The 14,946-nt window shown below is 60.4% G+C and carries 21 protein-coding genes and 1 pseudogene; 1 reads left to right on the top strand and 21 read right to left on the bottom strand.

Annotation, left to right across the window (positions count from 1 at the left end):
- Positions 1-13 precede the first annotated feature (13 nt).
- The 21 genes and pseudogenes from EDC39_RS11845 to EDC39_RS11755 all read right to left on the bottom strand — a co-directional run bounded on the left by EDC39_RS11845 (position 14) and on the right by EDC39_RS11755 (position 13,116).
- A complete protein-coding gene (locus tag EDC39_RS11845; RefSeq protein ID WP_148896605.1) occupies positions 14-478 on the bottom strand; it encodes a YceK/YidQ family lipoprotein in 465 nt (154 codons plus the stop codon).
- A 333-nt stretch (positions 479-811) separates the two neighbouring features.
- On the bottom strand, positions 812-1,285 hold the full coding sequence (locus tag EDC39_RS11840) for a metal-dependent hydrolase (RefSeq protein WP_187426780.1): 474 nt from the start codon (positions 1,283-1,285) through the stop codon (positions 812-814).
- A 7-nt stretch (positions 1,286-1,292) separates the two neighbouring features.
- Positions 1,293-1,586: a hypothetical protein gene (locus EDC39_RS11835; RefSeq protein WP_148896603.1), complete on the bottom strand. Its 294-nt coding sequence runs from the start codon at positions 1,584-1,586 to the stop codon at positions 1,293-1,295.
- The gene (locus EDC39_RS15955; protein WP_407925438.1) at positions 1,549-1,932 is read right to left on the bottom strand and encodes a VRR-NUC domain-containing protein; all 384 of its coding nucleotides are present in this window, start codon (positions 1,930-1,932) and stop codon (positions 1,549-1,551) included. Before EDC39_RS15955 ends, EDC39_RS11835 begins: the two co-directional genes overlap by 38 nt.
- Positions 1,814-2,188, bottom strand: a complete 375-nt coding sequence (locus tag EDC39_RS15625; RefSeq protein WP_246140250.1) for a hypothetical protein — start codon at positions 2,186-2,188, stop codon at positions 1,814-1,816. Before EDC39_RS15625 ends, EDC39_RS15955 begins: the two co-directional genes overlap by 119 nt.
- Positions 2,189-2,205: 17 nt before the next feature.
- On the bottom strand, positions 2,206-2,475 hold the full coding sequence (locus EDC39_RS11825) for a hypothetical protein (protein WP_148896601.1): 270 nt from the start codon (positions 2,473-2,475) through the stop codon (positions 2,206-2,208).
- A gap of 85 nt (positions 2,476-2,560) precedes the next feature.
- Complete coding sequence (locus EDC39_RS15460) at positions 2,561-2,677, bottom strand: RlpA-like double-psi beta-barrel domain-containing protein (RefSeq protein ID WP_222862880.1); 117 nt, start codon at positions 2,675-2,677, stop codon at positions 2,561-2,563.
- Positions 2,678-2,820: 143 nt separating this feature from the next.
- Complete coding sequence (locus EDC39_RS11820; protein WP_148896600.1) at positions 2,821-3,111, bottom strand: lipoprotein; 291 nt, start codon at positions 3,109-3,111, stop codon at positions 2,821-2,823.
- A gap of 1 nt (position 3,112) precedes the next feature.
- On the bottom strand, positions 3,113-3,502 hold the full coding sequence (locus tag EDC39_RS11815; protein WP_148896599.1) for a TSCPD domain-containing protein: 390 nt from the start codon (positions 3,500-3,502) through the stop codon (positions 3,113-3,115).
- A 65-nt stretch (positions 3,503-3,567) separates the two neighbouring features.
- A complete protein-coding gene (locus EDC39_RS11810) occupies positions 3,568-3,927 on the bottom strand; it encodes a hypothetical protein (protein ID WP_148896598.1) in 360 nt (119 codons plus the stop codon).
- A gap of 412 nt (positions 3,928-4,339) precedes the next feature.
- Positions 4,340-6,100 carry a cobaltochelatase CobT-related protein gene (locus EDC39_RS11805; protein WP_148896597.1) on the bottom strand — a complete coding sequence of 587 codons (1,761 nt, stop codon included), beginning with the start codon at positions 6,098-6,100 and terminating at the stop codon, positions 4,340-4,342.
- Positions 6,101-6,189: 89 nt separating this feature from the next.
- Positions 6,190-7,131, bottom strand: a pseudogene (locus tag EDC39_RS15620) (DUF3150 domain-containing protein).
- A 102-nt stretch (positions 7,132-7,233) separates the two neighbouring features.
- Positions 7,234-7,560 carry a hypothetical protein gene (locus tag EDC39_RS11790; RefSeq protein WP_148896594.1) on the bottom strand — a complete coding sequence of 109 codons (327 nt, stop codon included), beginning with the start codon at positions 7,558-7,560 and terminating at the stop codon, positions 7,234-7,236.
- Positions 7,561-7,569: 9 nt separating this feature from the next.
- Positions 7,570-8,499: a CbbQ/NirQ/NorQ/GpvN family protein gene (locus EDC39_RS11785; protein ID WP_148896593.1), complete on the bottom strand. Its 930-nt coding sequence runs from the start codon at positions 8,497-8,499 to the stop codon at positions 7,570-7,572.
- A gap of 112 nt (positions 8,500-8,611) precedes the next feature.
- Complete coding sequence (locus EDC39_RS11780) at positions 8,612-8,803, bottom strand: hypothetical protein (RefSeq protein ID WP_148896592.1); 192 nt, start codon at positions 8,801-8,803, stop codon at positions 8,612-8,614.
- The gene (locus tag EDC39_RS15375) at positions 8,791-8,946 is read right to left on the bottom strand and encodes a hypothetical protein (RefSeq protein WP_187426777.1); all 156 of its coding nucleotides are present in this window, start codon (positions 8,944-8,946) and stop codon (positions 8,791-8,793) included. Before EDC39_RS15375 ends, EDC39_RS11780 begins: the two co-directional genes overlap by 13 nt.
- A 92-nt stretch (positions 8,947-9,038) precedes the next feature.
- On the bottom strand, positions 9,039-10,013 hold the full coding sequence (locus EDC39_RS11775; protein ID WP_148896591.1) for a PD-(D/E)XK nuclease family protein: 975 nt from the start codon (positions 10,011-10,013) through the stop codon (positions 9,039-9,041).
- A gap of 110 nt (positions 10,014-10,123) precedes the next feature.
- Positions 10,124-10,564 carry a DUF3232 domain-containing protein gene (locus EDC39_RS11770; protein ID WP_148896590.1) on the bottom strand — a complete coding sequence of 147 codons (441 nt, stop codon included), beginning with the start codon at positions 10,562-10,564 and terminating at the stop codon, positions 10,124-10,126.
- 222 nt (positions 10,565-10,786) lie between these two features.
- Positions 10,787-11,104: a hypothetical protein gene (locus EDC39_RS11765; RefSeq protein WP_148896589.1), complete on the bottom strand. Its 318-nt coding sequence runs from the start codon at positions 11,102-11,104 to the stop codon at positions 10,787-10,789.
- A 480-nt stretch (positions 11,105-11,584) separates the two neighbouring features.
- Positions 11,585-12,613 (bottom strand): phage recombination protein Bet, encoded by a 1,029-nt coding sequence (gene bet / locus EDC39_RS11760; RefSeq protein WP_148896588.1) that lies wholly within the window; start codon positions 12,611-12,613, stop codon positions 11,585-11,587.
- A 107-nt stretch (positions 12,614-12,720) separates the two neighbouring features.
- Positions 12,721-13,116: a single-stranded DNA-binding protein gene (locus EDC39_RS11755; protein ID WP_148896587.1), complete on the bottom strand. Its 396-nt coding sequence runs from the start codon at positions 13,114-13,116 to the stop codon at positions 12,721-12,723.
- A gap of 593 nt (positions 13,117-13,709) precedes the next feature.
- On the opposite strand from EDC39_RS11755, the gene EDC39_RS11750 reads away from it, so the two are divergent.
- Positions 13,710-14,930 carry a Fic family protein gene (locus tag EDC39_RS11750; protein WP_148896586.1) on the top strand — a complete coding sequence of 407 codons (1,221 nt, stop codon included), beginning with the start codon at positions 13,710-13,712 and terminating at the stop codon, positions 14,928-14,930.
- Positions 14,931-14,946 lie beyond the last annotated feature (16 nt).

Genomic DNA, 14,946 nt, shown 5'->3' with positions numbered 1-14,946 from the left:
CGAGCGGAAATTTTCAAGAGCGAGGCGCCGATGGTGCCTTTTTGGGGCAATCCGACCCTGAATCCTGGGGTTTCTCTTCAGTCGCACCTGTGGCCATCTGGGCTTGTGTCGTTTCTTTTTCATCTTGTTCTAAGGGCAGGCTCACATAGTCCTTTGTTTGTCGCTCCATCAATCTCGACAGAAGTTCCTGATTGCGATTTTTGAAAACAAACGGAATTGCGATGACATCGACGGGTATAGATACGTAGAGATCGTAGAAGCCGACGAAAGGCGTAAGAACCCCGTAGGTACGCCAACCCCACCCTTTTGAGAACGGGCACAGAAGGATTCTCAAATCCTCGATGGTTGCGCCAAAGTATCTTGTCGCGGGTTTGCTCCCATTGTATGCGATTGTGGCTCCGCAGCCAGCCAAGGTTAGAGCCATCACAGCCACGACAAGTTTGCGCAGAATTTTGCTGCCCGCCTGGACCACGGTCACCTGTGCCTCCTTGTTCTATTCTATTGGCTCGTCTGCTGGACTTTCTCAGGAGGCACAATCATGCAGGTGCGCTCCTTGTGCTGCCACTTGGTGGCTCCAGCCCACCACGCCGGCCTCTCATGGTCGGTGAGCAGAACAGTGAGCCGTTTGCTTTACAGAAGGTCAATTATGTAGAGTAAAAATCCGTCCAAAAACCGGGTCGCAAAGCCCGGTCGTCAATCAACAGTCACACTGGATAACCAGCCCGTTTTCTGTGGATAAGGTCGTCCCATGTTTCGGGACCGACTTGGCCCGTTGCCGTCTGCCTGTTTTTTAGGCAACGGGAAAACAAGTTCACTTCCACCAGGACAGCAGCCACTGAATCTCGACGGCGAGAAAGTCCATCGAGAGGAAGCCCCGCTTCCCGGCAACAACCAGGGCCAAGGCAACAATCCCGGTCACCACGAAGGTTTCCGCGATGGAGTCCGTCACGTACCAGCCGGCGCCGAATTTCCGGCCAGCCGGGTTCAGCAGCGGAATACCGCCCTTGCTCAGTCCGTCTTCGGCCAGATGCAGCAGGCAGCCGACAACCAGGCAGGCCGTTACCAGCCATGTCCACCAGGATATGAGCTTGATAGCCGGCAACAGGACAATGATCGCCAGAACATAGATGACCGGCCAGTGGGTCAGCGTCCGGTGCCGGACAAGTCCGGCCTCCAGCACATCCGGCAGGATCGAGCCGAGCCCGGCAATGAAGGCAGGCAGCAGTCGGCCGGTGGCGGCGAACATCACGCAGAAGGTGCAGAGCTTGTGGTTGCGCCATTTCATGGCCCGCTTATTCGTCGGCGTAGAAAGGCTTGCCGTCTGACTCCCTGATGACAACCGGGGCCTCGTCCGGCTCGACCACCGGGCTGAACACATTGCCGGTCACAACCTGTCTGGTGTTGAGCAGGATTTTTCCAGGCAGCCCCCGTTCGATGCCAGGGCCTGGCGTGACAACGAGGGGCTTCTCGGTGGCGGGAACTCGGGACGGTTCTTCCGCGATCAGGTGGTAACCAAGGTATCCGGTAAGCACCGCAAGGCCGGCGACCTTAACCCACGTCGGAACGACTCTGGTGACCTTTTTCATGGCCTGCCCACCAGTCAATAACGTCCTCCAGCGACCGGGCGACCAGGTGCGGGATGCCACTGCGACGGCAATGCTCCCGAAAGTCCCTCTGGTCTTTGCTCAGGCGGCCGCCGGGCGCCTTGACTTCGATGAAGCCAACCCTGACAACGGGATCGAGGACCATCAGGTCTGGGCATCCGGGAAACCCGAAGCGGATGAACCGTTCCTCCGCCTTCAGCGCCCCGGAGTTAAGCCGTTCGCAACGGACGCCCCTGATGGCGAACCAGTCCAGAATCGACTTCTGGATGCTGTTTTCGATCCTCCGGTTCTGCCGTCTTGTCGAATCTGAACACCGCGCTTTCGGCATCTTGAAGCGCGGAAGGACGATCACGGCCATCGGCTTCCTCTCTCCGGGCGATGTCCTCCAGAAACTTCTCCCGCATCTCCGGCCAGGCCGCCATAACCTCCAGACACCAGCTTTTGAGCTTGGCGAGACGGTCCGTGGCGGCCAGCACCCTGTTCGGCTCCTGTTGCCAGGCCGCATCGTCGTTGATGACGGCCAGATGCGAGCGGATTACCGTCAACCCCTCGACCCATTTCTGGGCGATCTCTTCATTGGTCATAGCCTTGCCCCCCTCCTTCAAGAGAAAAGTTCGAGCTGTGCCGGCGAGGGGACTTCCCGATAGACCCTGCGCCGGCCATCTTTGGTTTTGTTTCTGAGAATCCTGTCGTAGACCTTGCGGGCCGCCGCCTTGTCCCACCGGAACCAGGCTTCGGTGTGGGCCTTGCGGCCACGGCAGCCGGAGTGCTTCTCGATCACGAACCCTTCGGCAAGCTGGATCAGCTGCAACCGATACCAGGCGTGGCCGGGGGAATCGGCTTCGAGGTAGGTCTGCTGCAGGATGGTCATGGCTTTTCCCTCACCTTTTATATGATTGCGGAGGGAATATCCAAAAAAAATAGCAGGGCGGGGACTTGCGTCCACGCCCTGCCTTTTACCCCATGCTCAGAATTTCCACCGGAGCTTTCGGGGCCTTTCTCAGGATCAGCTTCTCGAACTCATCCCAAGAGAGAGTGAATACGCGATTGTTGATCTTGACTTTGACGGACATGGCAGCCTCCTTTTGCTGGTGAAGTTGAACCCAGAAGGGCTTCCCGCAATCCCCGTCGAATCTGGACAGGGACTGGAGGAAGCCCTTCTGGACTTCACCCGGAGGCAAGCGGGGCCGTCAGGCCCCGCTATGTCCGCTCAGGCTTATTCGGCGGCTTCCTTCTCCTTCGCCGCCTTTTCCGCCAGATATTTCGCCCTCCGTTTCCGGGCCTCTTCAACGGCCTTTCTCTGGGCCTCCTTGTCGGCCTCGGTCAGTTCGGGCTCCGATCCGGCGTTTGCGATTTCAGCGGCCACCCAAATAGGGGCGTGAATGATCGCTCCAATCGGGTTGGCCAGCCCACCAATCCGCGTGGTCTTTTCCGCTTTCCGCAGACCTTCTGCCGAGCAGCCACTCAGCAGGAAGGCCATGACAATCAGAACCACCAGCTTCTTCATCTCAACCCTCCTGTGACGTGTTTTCCTGTTCCCGCTCTTCCTCCGGCTCCAGCCCCGCGTGAATGCGGATGGCCTTGCCGATGGCGTCGACGCAGGACGTGATCATTCCGCTGTCGTCGTAAACCGGAGCCTTGTGACAGCCGTGGCCGATCAACCCCTTGATGGCGTCGGTTACGTCCATTCCGGACCGAAGTCCGTAGGAAGTGATGATGGTAAGGGCATTGGCGACCAGGCTGGCGCAGGTTCCGGATTTTCCGAACCGGACGAAAATCTCCATGAGATTGCCGGTTTCCGGATGGTCGTTCAGAGTGACGTAGATTTTGCCACAGGGGGATTTCATTTCAAGAGTTTCCCCCCGGACAACCTTCGGACGTGCTTTCTTCGCTACCATGGCTACCTCCCTGGGAGGAAACTCCCCCACGACGGAGGATGATTCCCCCCGTCATGGGGTTGGTGTCATTCGATTTCCTCCAGAGGAATACTGTCCGTCTCGAACCGGACATCCGTGTGCTTGACGTATCCGGTCCAATAGAAGTCCGAGTCCGTGACGTTCAACGTCACACACTCGACCCGGCAGGCCATTTCCTCGAACCCGTCCTCCGGCGGACGGGGAGTGACCGACTCTTCATGCTCATGGTCCTGCATGAAGAACTCCGGGTAGCCGTTGAACTCCCGGATGGCGTAGACATTCAGGGATTTGACTGCCGAGGCGAGTTGCCGGACACGGGATCTGAGATGATCGTCGATCTCGACGACGGCCACCTCCGGACCTTCCGCGAACTCGTTACTGATTCTGACTTTCAGGACTTTCTTCATGGGCTTCTCCTTGTGAAATACGGACAGGGAGAAGCCCTCCCCGCAGGGAGGAATTTCCCTGCCGGGGACTGCTTTTGGGCGCAAAAAAAGGGCAGACCTGCTTACGCGGATGCCCTTCTCTTCTTTTTCTATCTGGAGTTGGGGTTACTTCTGGTGCTTCTGGCGCCTGTCCACGATCTTGTCGCGGATGATGACCACAACGCCGAAGAGCACCAGGACGACCCCGGCAATGACCATGTAGCCCATAAGATCCTCCTTTTACAGTTTAGGATAATGGTTTGATTTCCTTGCCGCAAGGAGAGGGGCTACGGGTCATCTCCTTCTAGTTTCATGCTGTCACCTCCCTTATGGCACCAGACAGGGAGGCCCCGGACAGGGGCGTTTCCCTGTCCGGGCTGGACATGGTTCGTTGTCAGATCAGTGCTTCCTGGAGCATTCCGAACAGGGCGTTCGGCAGCCCCGTTATGTCGTTGATCGTGCGGTGGTTTTGGAAGAACCGGCCGCAAGCGCCTCCATCACTGATCCCAAGCGCCATCAGCTCGATTCCCTGGGCATCCAGGCGTTTGAGGTAATCGCGGGTAAGTGTCGTATGGTTTGGCTGTCCGTCCGTGACCACCAGCAGGACTTTTCGCGTCTCCTGCCGCGTGGCAAACTGCACGGCGGCCCAACCAAGCGCCTCGTGCAGTGGGGTTCCGCCTACGGCGCTCAGGCCGTAATTTCTGGCCGTCCGCGCCGGCGACATCCCGAAGGGAGTCATGACAACGACGGAATGCCCTGCCGCCGGGAACGCTGCGGTCGCCACGGCGACGCCGGGAATGGTGTTCATGGCGTCCGCCACGGCCAGCGTGATGTCGGCGGCGAGAGCGATTCGCTTGGCCATAGATCCCGAACGGTCGAGCAGGATGATGACTGCGGTGTTGACCGCCGTCTTTTCCTCCTGCCGGCGGAAGATCCGCGTATCCCCGACCGGCAGCCGGGACAGAACCCGGTGGTCGATCCGCCTGCCGGACCGACCGGCGCACGACCGCTTGAGACGGGACGCCTGGACCAGACAGCCTAGCCTGGCGCGAAGCGCCGAGGTCTTTCGCCGAACATCGTGCAGATCGACCGGGCGATCCAGATAGTCCTCCGGGTCGCCATCGCCGGCGTAGACCATGCACGATGTCTCCTGGCTTGTTGCTTCCGACCTGCTTTCCAGTTCGCTGGCGACGATCTCCCCGATGTTCCCGTATTCCTCCGTATTGGATGGATTCAGGATCTGGTCGAGGAAGTCTTGCCGCTTCTGCCGTGATTCGGCTCCGGCGGAATGGGCTTCCGTGTCCGCGTCGGAGACGGACTCGTTGCCCTGTTCCTGGTTCCCGTCGGGGCTCCCGTTTCTCTCGCCGGAGAGTGAATCCTTTTCCCTGTCTTTTGTCTCGGCCCCGTCTGAAGACCGATCCCTATTGTCAGGTTGGCCTGCATCCTCGCCGTTCTCGCCGTCCATGTCGGACGGAGAGTTTTCGGCCGGATGCTGATCCTGCCGATCTGACGAAGGGGATTCATCGCTCTTCCCGGACGGTTCGTCCTGCTGCTGTTCCTGCCGGAGCAGGTCGAGGATGCGTCTGGCGAGGGCGTGCGCGTCCGAAGTGGACAGCAGTTCGCCAACGCCATCGAGCAACCGGGCGACTTTGCCGAGCAGTTCCGGGCCGATGACAGGTTCCAGGAGCTGGTTGGTTCTCTCGAAAACGGGGACAAGTCCTTCCTGCCTGAGAATCCGGCTGCGACAGCGGGAAACGACCCACCCTAGGAACAGCTTGTCCGGTTCGCCAGGGTTGAAGTCGAACGCTCCCTTCGCCGCCAGGTGATTCGCCAGGTTTCGCAGGTTGACGGCGCAGCCCGGATAGAGCTGGCCCATCCCCTTCTCGATGCGGATGTCTTCGATGATGTTGGTCAGGTTGGCAAGGAGCGGGTCGGCCCCCTTGTCCACGGAGAAATCCGTCATCCGGACGTGCCCGGCCTCGTGATCGAGGAATCCCCGCGCCAGGAGCAGGGCTTCCCCGTCGTTCTCGGGCAGGGTTGGCAGGTAGATGGTATCCCCATCGGTTCTTGCCATTCCTCCGCCGATGACGACCCTGACTCCCATCTTGTCTCCCATCGCCTTGGCGACGACGGGAAGTGTGCTGGCTACGTTCATGCGACCTCCATAGACGCCCCCCGTCCGGGGCGTCGGAAAGATTCAAACGCCCCAGGACGGTGGGGTGGTCCATGAAGGGACTGCCTGCCCTAGAACCAGGCGACCGGCGGCGCGACAGCCGCCTGCCGCTGTCCGGTGATGGGCTGGAAAACATCCTCCACGTCCACGGTGGACGGAGATTCCTGTTCTTCCTGGACCGGATCGATCTCTTCTTTTTCCTGTCCGTCCTCGACATGGAGATTGATCCCGTCGAGGCTGGCCAGGGTGTTCAGGATGCCGACCAGGGCGAAGAAGTCCGGGCCCTTGAGAGGCCCCTCACTTGGCAGCGCGTCCAGCTCCGCTTCGATTGCGTCCAGCACGTCCGCCAGGCCGGGTTCGAGAAAGACGAGCCCGCGTGCTTTCTCGTGGATACGCCGGATGGGATTGACCGCTGACACGCGGACCTGGTTGCGCCCGCGAAAGGACGTCTCCCAGGTCTGCCTCGCGGCCTGGGCAATCTCGCGGTAGAGCTGGCTGCCAAGCCCGCTGGCGGCTTACTCAAGCCCCCTGTTCAGTCCCTCGACTCCGGTGACCTGGAAGGTCTGGAAGTCGAAGGAGATGCGGGTTGCAACGTACTCGGGCGACTCGACGGCCCTTTCGACCATCGGCCGCCACTGTTCCGGAAGGGATTTGAGCCACGCCGCCATGTTGGTGGCGTAGCTTTTCAGGAATTCCTGCTTCTCCGCCTCGAACTCGGCTGCGACCTTCTCCAGATCCTGGGCTACCGCCTGGGCCTTCTCTTCCGGGACGGCGTAACCGCCCAGGAAGCGAACGCCTGTCGCTTCGCAGATGCGTTCGGAGCGGCGGCGCAGGGCCTGGAACCGGGTCAAAAGAGCCGGATGGCAGATTTTCTTGACCCCGAGAGTGGCAAGCTCTTCCGGGGGAATTTCCTCGCCGGCCAGTCCCAGATCGGCGGGAGTGAGTTTCTTCCGGCCGGACCAGATGTGAATGTCGAGACTGAAGCAGACGAGCTTTTGCAGCAGATCGAGCATGGTGTCTTCTCCTTGTCCGAGATGGACACGGGAGAGACACCATCCCCGCCAGGGGAGAATGTCTCCCCCGTGCCGGGGTTGGTTGATAGTCGGTTGGTGCGGTTAAAACCACGAAGCACTCACCCCGCCGTTGATCCAGCGGGACAGGGCTTCGCTTACAGTGTTGTTCTCGGGCGGTTCGGGCGGTGGCGTCTCTTCTCCGGGTTCGTGGATTCTGGACACCACGTAGTAGCCCTTCGCCTGTTTGCTGGCGGCACGCTTCAGAAGTTCGTCCCGAGGGGTCAGGTGGCACTTGTGCGCTGGAACCACCCTCGACTGGAGAGTGCTGCCAGTCCTGCCCCACCAGATATGGAGTCCATCGGGGCGGTCCTCGGCGATCCAGTCTTTCTGTGTGCCATTCGGGTTGTCGAATCTCAGGTGGATTTGCATGGCCCCCTCCTACCCGAAGATGCGCTGCGCGATCTCCGCCAGCGCGTCGCGCGTTTCGGGTGAAGCCCGGAAGGTGAAGGCCCGCTCAAGAGCGTGGTGGAGCGGGTTCTTTCCCTGGCTGGCCAGCGGTCGGAAGAATTCCGCCAGCCTGGCCCACCGGACCAGGGTCCGGGTGGAGAGGGTGACTTCGATCTGTCCCGCCATGAAGAGCTTTCGCACCTCCGTGGCGTAGGCGATCATGCCGCTTCTGATTTCCTCCGGGATGCCGGGCGCGGCCTTCGCCAGGATGGTCCGTTCCTGTTCCTCTTCCGGATAGCCGACCTCGACCATCCAGAAGCGGTCCATGAACGCCAGGTTCTGGCGCAGGGTTCCCTGGTACAGTCCCGTCTGGTCACCGGAACCTGCCGTGTTCCCGGTGGCGATGAAGCAGAAGCCGGGAGCGGGAACGACCATCTCCCCGCCCTTTTCGGGAATCACCAGGGGCGAACCCTCGACGATCCCGTTCAGGCCGGCGGCCGTCGCCGGGTCGAGCAGATCGATCTCGTCGAGAAGGAACCAGTGCCCCTCCCGCATGGCCGTGGTCAGCGGCCCGTCGACGAAGGTCATGGAGCCGTTGACCAGGGCGTGGTGACCGACCAGCTCCGGCGTTTCCAGCCGACTGTGGGCGGTGACCCGGTGAACGGGAATGTTCAGCCGGGCGGCGACCTGGGTGACCAGGGTGGATTTCCCGGACCCGGTGGGGCCGGTCAGGTACAGACCTTCAATTCCGCCGAGCATGTGCCAGGCGAGAATGTCCGAAAGGAGGTCCTTGCGAAACTGATAGTCAGGGTCGATAGCCGGGACGAACGGAGTCCGTTCGGCATAGCCGCGAACCGTCAGCTCTTCGGGGATGCCTTCCAGACCGAAGGTCTTGGCGATGCTGTATTGCTTTGGCGTCATCGTGTCTTCCTCCTTGTCGATGTTCGACCGGGGGGAAGACACGTCTCCCCCGTCCGGGGAAGAGAAGTCTTCCCCCGGACCTGGGGTGGTCAGTTCCTGTCAGGTTTCACCTTCACGCCTTCCAGACCGAGATGATCCGGGGAATGCCTCCCGCCTTTCTGGCGACGATGACCAGGCCCCGGTAACGGAACCGCAGGGGGTTCTCGTTCAGGATCGGGGCGGCGATACGGCAGGCTTCAACGGCGTCGAAGGGGATGTTTCTTTCGAGGATGCGGTTGGCGGCGTGTTTCGTCAGCGCGACCATGACGACACCTCCCGCATCTGGCGATAGTCGGCGTAGGCTTCGGCAAACTGCCGGCTGTTTTCCTTCGGCCTGGGCGTGACCATAAGGGCCAGCAGTACCAGGCTCAGGATCACCACCACCAGCAGCGACCTGTTCTTGAACATGGGCTTCTCCTTTCCGGGGCGCGATACGCCGCTCCGGAAAGGAGTCCCCCAACGGGGCGGCATAAAGCGCCCCTGGTGGGGGTTGTTCTGAGTCAGGCCGCAGCCTTGGCAGCCTTCTTCTCGACTCTGGTGACTTCGAGCCGGGTGTATCCGGCGCGTTCCTTCTTCACCTTCTCGTAGGCCTCCGGGAACTTCTCCTTGAGGCGCCTGGTGTCCACGGTCTCAGAGGGTCCGACCTCGAAGGCGCAGACCTGAAACGAGTCCGACAGCCCCCTGAAGTCCGGCCCGGTGAAGCCAAGGATCTCCTCTTTCAGTTCCCGGATGTCCCTGTCGAGGGCCTTTTTCGTTTCGGTCTTCTCCAGGTAGCGGGCGGCGAGGGTCCGGATCTCTCCGGGGATCTCCACCGCACCTTCCGTAAAGGCCGGGCAGTCCGCGCGGTAGTCGCAGGAGCCGCACAGACGGCCAGGCTCGGCCTGGGCTTTTTCCGGCTGTTTGAGCGAGGCCAGAATGTGCCGGCCCTTGGTAATCAGGGCGTCGAACAGGACCCTGTTAGGCGTGTAGGAGTTGAATTCCCTCCACTCCCCGGCGTTCAGGTCGACCGCCAGGATGCTTCCGCCGATGGGTGCGCCTGGGTTGTTCAGCTCCAAGAGTCCCATCTGGACATGGAGCTGGTTGACCCATCCCTCGTAGGGAGCATCGGGGATGCCGCCGACCGTTTTCAGTTCCATGACGTGAAAGCGGCCGCTGGCCCTGGAGTGGAACAGGAAGTCGATGTGACACTTGATCTCCGGGAAGTCCGGGTGGCTCAGTTCGACTTCGCGCTGCGGAGTCAGGCCACCGGCCCGGAAGATGCTGTCGATCAGATCTTCGGCCGCGTGTCCCCGAGAGAAGCGCAGCAACGTGGCCGCGTCATGGGGCTGCGGGTTGATCTTGGACAGAACCGCCTTGCGGGGGCAGCCGGCGATGTCGGACGCTCCAACGTACCTGCTGCGATCCCCAAGGTGGCTGCTGTTCTTTTTGGACTGTTCGCGAAGGGCGTTTTCGAGAAATGCCTGAAGCTTGCTCATGTCCGCCTCCGTAAATGGCAAGGGGCGGACACGAAAAACCCCGCGAGGGGGGCTTTCGTCCCGCCCCTCGTGGGGTTGGTGTTCCTTGTTGATGATGGACTATCCGATGATTACTTTCGGCGCTCCTGGTAAATGGCGGCCAGCAGTTCTCCGGCCCAGTCCGCTACTGCCACGCGGTTGCGGATGGCATCCGGGTCCTTGCTGAAGATTCCGCCAACCGGAGCGTCCTCGTAGTTTTTCATCAGATAGCGGTTGAATACATGCAGATCGGAAATCAGGGCTTCGTGAGCCATAGTCCGGTTCTTGTCCAGGACCTCAGTCAGCTCCCGCAACTCTTCGCCATCAATCCTCAGTCGGGCGAGCCTGACCCGGGTTTCCATTTCAACTACCTTTGAGAAGTAGTGTTCGGCAGATGAAATGAGCTTTTCCAGCAGGCTTACCGCTACCTCATCCTGGCAGACGAGGCGGCTGATGATGTTGAATCGGTCGAGAGCCGAAAGGTCCGGGTTGAAGTAGGTCATGACGTAATCCTCAAGTTGTCGTCCTGCCATCCGGCTCCTCCTTTCTACCACGAAGGAAAAGCCGCTGGCTACCGGGTGAAGGCCAGGGCCGCGACAACGAGCGAGCCGAAGGCCACGCCGGTGACGATGTTCCTGTGATTTACATTGAGCAGAGCGAAAATGAAGTTTTCCATGTCCTTGTCTCCTTGTGATGGTTCACAGGGGAGACAAGGCCCCTGGCGGGGAGCGCGTTGTCTCCCCTGCGGGGTCGGTTCAGAAATCGTTGTCCAGGTCCCAAGGGCCGTAGTGCCCAGTCTCGAAAGCCATGCGGCGGGCCTGGTCCCTTGTGTACCTGGCGAGCTTGCCCGGCTCGTCGACAATGCGCCCGAACAGGTAGTACAGTTCTTTCGGAATCTGGACGTTCCTGCCGTTGGACCTGTCGATCACCAGGGTCATCCTGATGCCGGGAAGCAGCTCGACCTGTTGTTCGATCCAGGCGTGGGTGAACCGCAGCTCGGGAAAGTCGCCGTGGCTGACTTCGCCATGAACGAGGGTTGCCCCCTCCATGTCCATGACGAGACGGAACGCCACAACGAAACAGTCCCCGTCTGTTCGATACCCCAACGCCTCAAGGTCTTCTCGGGTTCTGGGGTTCACGTTCATATCCCACGTCCGTTTCTCCAGGGCCGGCTGTCCTCCCGGCACCACGGACACCTGTTAATCAGGACGCCGTTGCACCTGGGGATTCCTCTCCTGGCATCCAGAGGAAAGTCCGTCCCACACTCCGGGCAGGTCCGGTAGTTCGGAAATTCCTTTCCCCGTATGACCGTTGGCACGAGCGCCCCTTTCATACCAGTCCTCCGATGCACATGGCGGCAACGAGGCTGGAGCCGAGGATGGTGCCGGTCAGGATGTTTTTGATGCGGACGTTGGCGAGCGCTAAAAGGATGTTCTCGATCATGGGTCTTGCCTCCTTGTCTGTGTTGGACACAGGGGAGACAAGACGCGCCCCTTCCGGGGAGATTCGCTGTCTCCCCTGTGAAGGGTGTTGGTGTGCTGCTTGGGGCCTTCCTAGAAGGTCATGGCCCACATCTTCATGGTTTTGTCCCACCGGAAGCCCATGCTCTTGAGCAGGTTCCGGTGTTCGTAGCTCTCGGCGTAGACGGTCCTGCCGTCCTCAGACAGCTTCGCCTGAATCCGGTGAGCGGCCAGGGCCGACAGGATGGCATCAACGCTGCGCGGAGGCTTGATCGGTTCTCCGTTCATCTTCCTCCGCAGGGCGTCGCATGCCTCCTTGTACTGGCTGTGCGGCAGCTCTTCCAGGGCCGTGACGCCGAGGTATTCAAGGAATTTCTGCCGGTCCGCGCCGGATTCCCGGATCATCCTTTCCAGGGTGGCGATCTGCCCCTTGGAGATCAGGACTTCGCCTTCCTGGGATTCGTCCGGGCCGGGCGCTGGCGGTGGGTTGTCGGTCTGGCCGTTCATGCCCGTAGGCGGAAATTCCTGGACAGGTTCGCCGGCCTGGTCCATCTCTTCGTGGAGATAGATGCCCGACAGGTCCTGCGGGAACGCCCTTCTGATGGCCAGGGCCTCGGCGACCTTGGCGATCATCAGATCCGGCATGTTCGCCCAGAATCTGGTGAGTTCCCCCTTTTTGGTCCGCTGAGCGTAGGTGCTGAACCTGGCGACGGCCCACAGGGGTTCCTTGAAATCCTTGCGGATGACGCCCACCTTCGCGGCGAAGGGTGGCGTGGTTTCGTTCAGCCAGACCTCGACCCATCTGCCGTCCTTGCCACACCAGTAGGGGCCGAGCTGGCCGGCGTACTTGCCGGTGCGCTCGGCGATGAGCCGGAAACCGTCGATGGAAGTCTGGATGGTCATGACTTCCCGGTTCTGGCTGGAGTCCCACCTCTTGATGGCGTGGATCTGGCGGGCGAAGGGGTCCAGGCCAGTGCGGTTGCACTGGTTGATGAAAAGCTGTAGTTCATCGTCGGTTGCTCCCTTGCAGATCGTCCGCTTCAGAAGCGCGATCTTTTCTCCGTCCAGAACGGACGGCGGGGCGAGAGCGTGACTGGTCGTGGTTGCGAGTTGAGTGGTCATGCTGTCTGCCTCCTTCCTGTTGGCTGGAGCCACACAGGGGAGACAGACGCACCCCTTCCGGGGAGAGTCGATGTCTCCCCTGCGGGGCGGGTTACGTGAATTGGTTGTCAGAACGGAATGTCGCTGTCTTCGGCGCGGTTGCTGTCGCCGTTTTTCTGTGACGGCAGGGCCTTGATTTCGTCCGCCCTGATTTCCGTCACATACCTGGTATTCCCGTCCTTGTCCTGGTATCTGCGGTGCCGGATCGAGCCTTCGACGAGAACCAGCAGACCTTTCCCTTTCGGCTCATCGCCTCTCTGGGTCAGGTAGAGCAGAAAGTTGTTGGCCAATGGTTCCCAGGCGACGATCTGGTGCCATTCCGTCTTTTCGGCATATTCCCCGTCTTCCTTTCTGTACCGTTCCCAGGTTGCCAGCGGAAATGAAAGCACGCCGGCTCCCTGTTTGGTGGCCCGGTATTCGGGTTCCCTGCCGATGCGACCTACGAGAGTGACTTTGTTGTACATGCTTTGACCTCCTTTCTGTGGGTTGCCCCGGCAGAAAGGAATCCACCCCGCAAGGGGGAAGATGCTCCCCGCTGCCGGGATGGTTGATGATTTCCGGGCAAAGAAAAACCCATTGAGGCGGCTGCCTGAATGGGTTGGTTCGGAAAGTTTCTGGTTGTGTGTGTGAGCGTGCGAGAAACAGGCTCACGTGGGGTGGTTGTCAGCCGCGAGTGTCCACGGTGGACGGTGGCGCGGCGCTGTAATCATGCAGGGGAGTCCGCTGTCGCGTGCGGATCGGGTCACCGGGCTACGGTTTCTCCCTGCACAGGGTTCGTCCCATGCCTGGGGCTTTTCGATCAGGGGCTTTCCCTGAAAGTTTGTCCTGGCGGGCAGGAGTCTCTACTTGGAGGTAGAGTGGAATATTGCCTCCATTGTAAAAATCTCATCTGGGCTGTCAAGAAAAAGATTCCGCCACTTGCAATCGGCCACAGAATCGGCCAAAAACTCCCTTGAAAAACACTTGATATGCAGTTAAAGTGCAGCTATGGCTTTAATTTCCTAAAAGCAACTTCGGCCAGAACATCGGCCAAGTCCAGGCGTCAAGGGTAATCCGGATGGCAGAAACATCCCTGTACAGCAACATCTCCGAAATGGAGCCATTGCTCCCTTCTGTCGGCGATTCGAGCCTGACCGATCTGGCCGTCGAGGTCATCCGCCGTTCGGCGGCCCTGAGTTCGTTTCTGCACCCGGTCACAAGGCGGGCGGTTGTCGAGCTGGTCCGTTCGATGAACAGCTACTACTCGAACCTGATCGAGGGGCACAACACCCACCCGGTCGACATCGAACGCGCCCTGGCCAGGGACTATTCCCACGACCCGGCCAAACGGGCCATGCAGATGGAAAGCGCCGCCCATATCGAAGTGCAGAGGCTTATCGAAGCCAGGTTGCGGAAATCCCCCGATCTGGATATTTGCTCACATGACTTTCTGTGCTGGATTCACCGGGAGTTCTACGCGCGATTGCCCGAGGAGTTCTGCCATGTCCAGGCTCCGGACGGGTCGACCAAGCAGGTGGTCCCCGGTGAGCTGCGCCAGGAGGACGTGACCGTCGGACGCCATGTCGCTCCTAGCCATCATGCCCTGCCCGATTTTTTGTCCCGCTTCCAAGCGGTGTACAGCCCCGAGAGGCTGAACGCCGTCAACAAGGTCATCGCGGCGGCGGCTTCCCACCATCGCCTTGCCTGGATACATCCGTTTCTGGATGGGAACGGTCGGGTCACCCGTCTGTTCACTCACGCCTACCTGATCAGGGCACAAATCGACGGCCATGGCCTGTGGACCGTATCGCGGGGGCTTGCCCGTAACCGGGAAGCCTACCTGGCTGCCCTGGCGGGAGCCGACGCGCACCGGCAGGGGGATCTGGATGGACGCGGCAACCTGTCGAACCGTGGGCTGGTCGCCTTCTGTACCTTCTTCCTGGAAATGGCCCTCGATCAGGTCCATTTCATGTCCGACCTGTTGGAGCTTGACGGTCTGCAAAAAAGGATGACCGGATACGTGGAGCGTCAGGTGAGCTTCGGAGAACTGGCACCCGAGGCCGCCTACCTGCTTCGTGAAGCCCTGTTGCGCGGTGAAGTCCCTCGCGGGGAGGCAGCCCGAATAACGGGACGCCCCGAGCGGACCGCCCGCCGTATCCTCAAAAGCCTGCTGGACAGAAAACTGCTTGTTTCCGACAGTGAAAAAGGGCCGGTTCGACTGTTCTTCCCGGCCAGTGTCGCCGGCTACTATTTCCCTAGGCTCTACCCCGAGGGCGTCGAGTTTTCAGAGCCCCGATAGACAAAACGCGGGCGTG

It is taken from the genome of Geothermobacter ehrlichii, from assembly GCF_008124615.1.
GTDB classification, from domain to species: Bacteria; Desulfobacterota; Desulfuromonadia; order Desulfuromonadales; family Geothermobacteraceae; genus Geothermobacter; species Geothermobacter ehrlichii.
The sequence above is the reverse complement of the archived record's forward strand: the minus strand, read 5'-3'. Positions and strand labels throughout refer to the sequence as shown.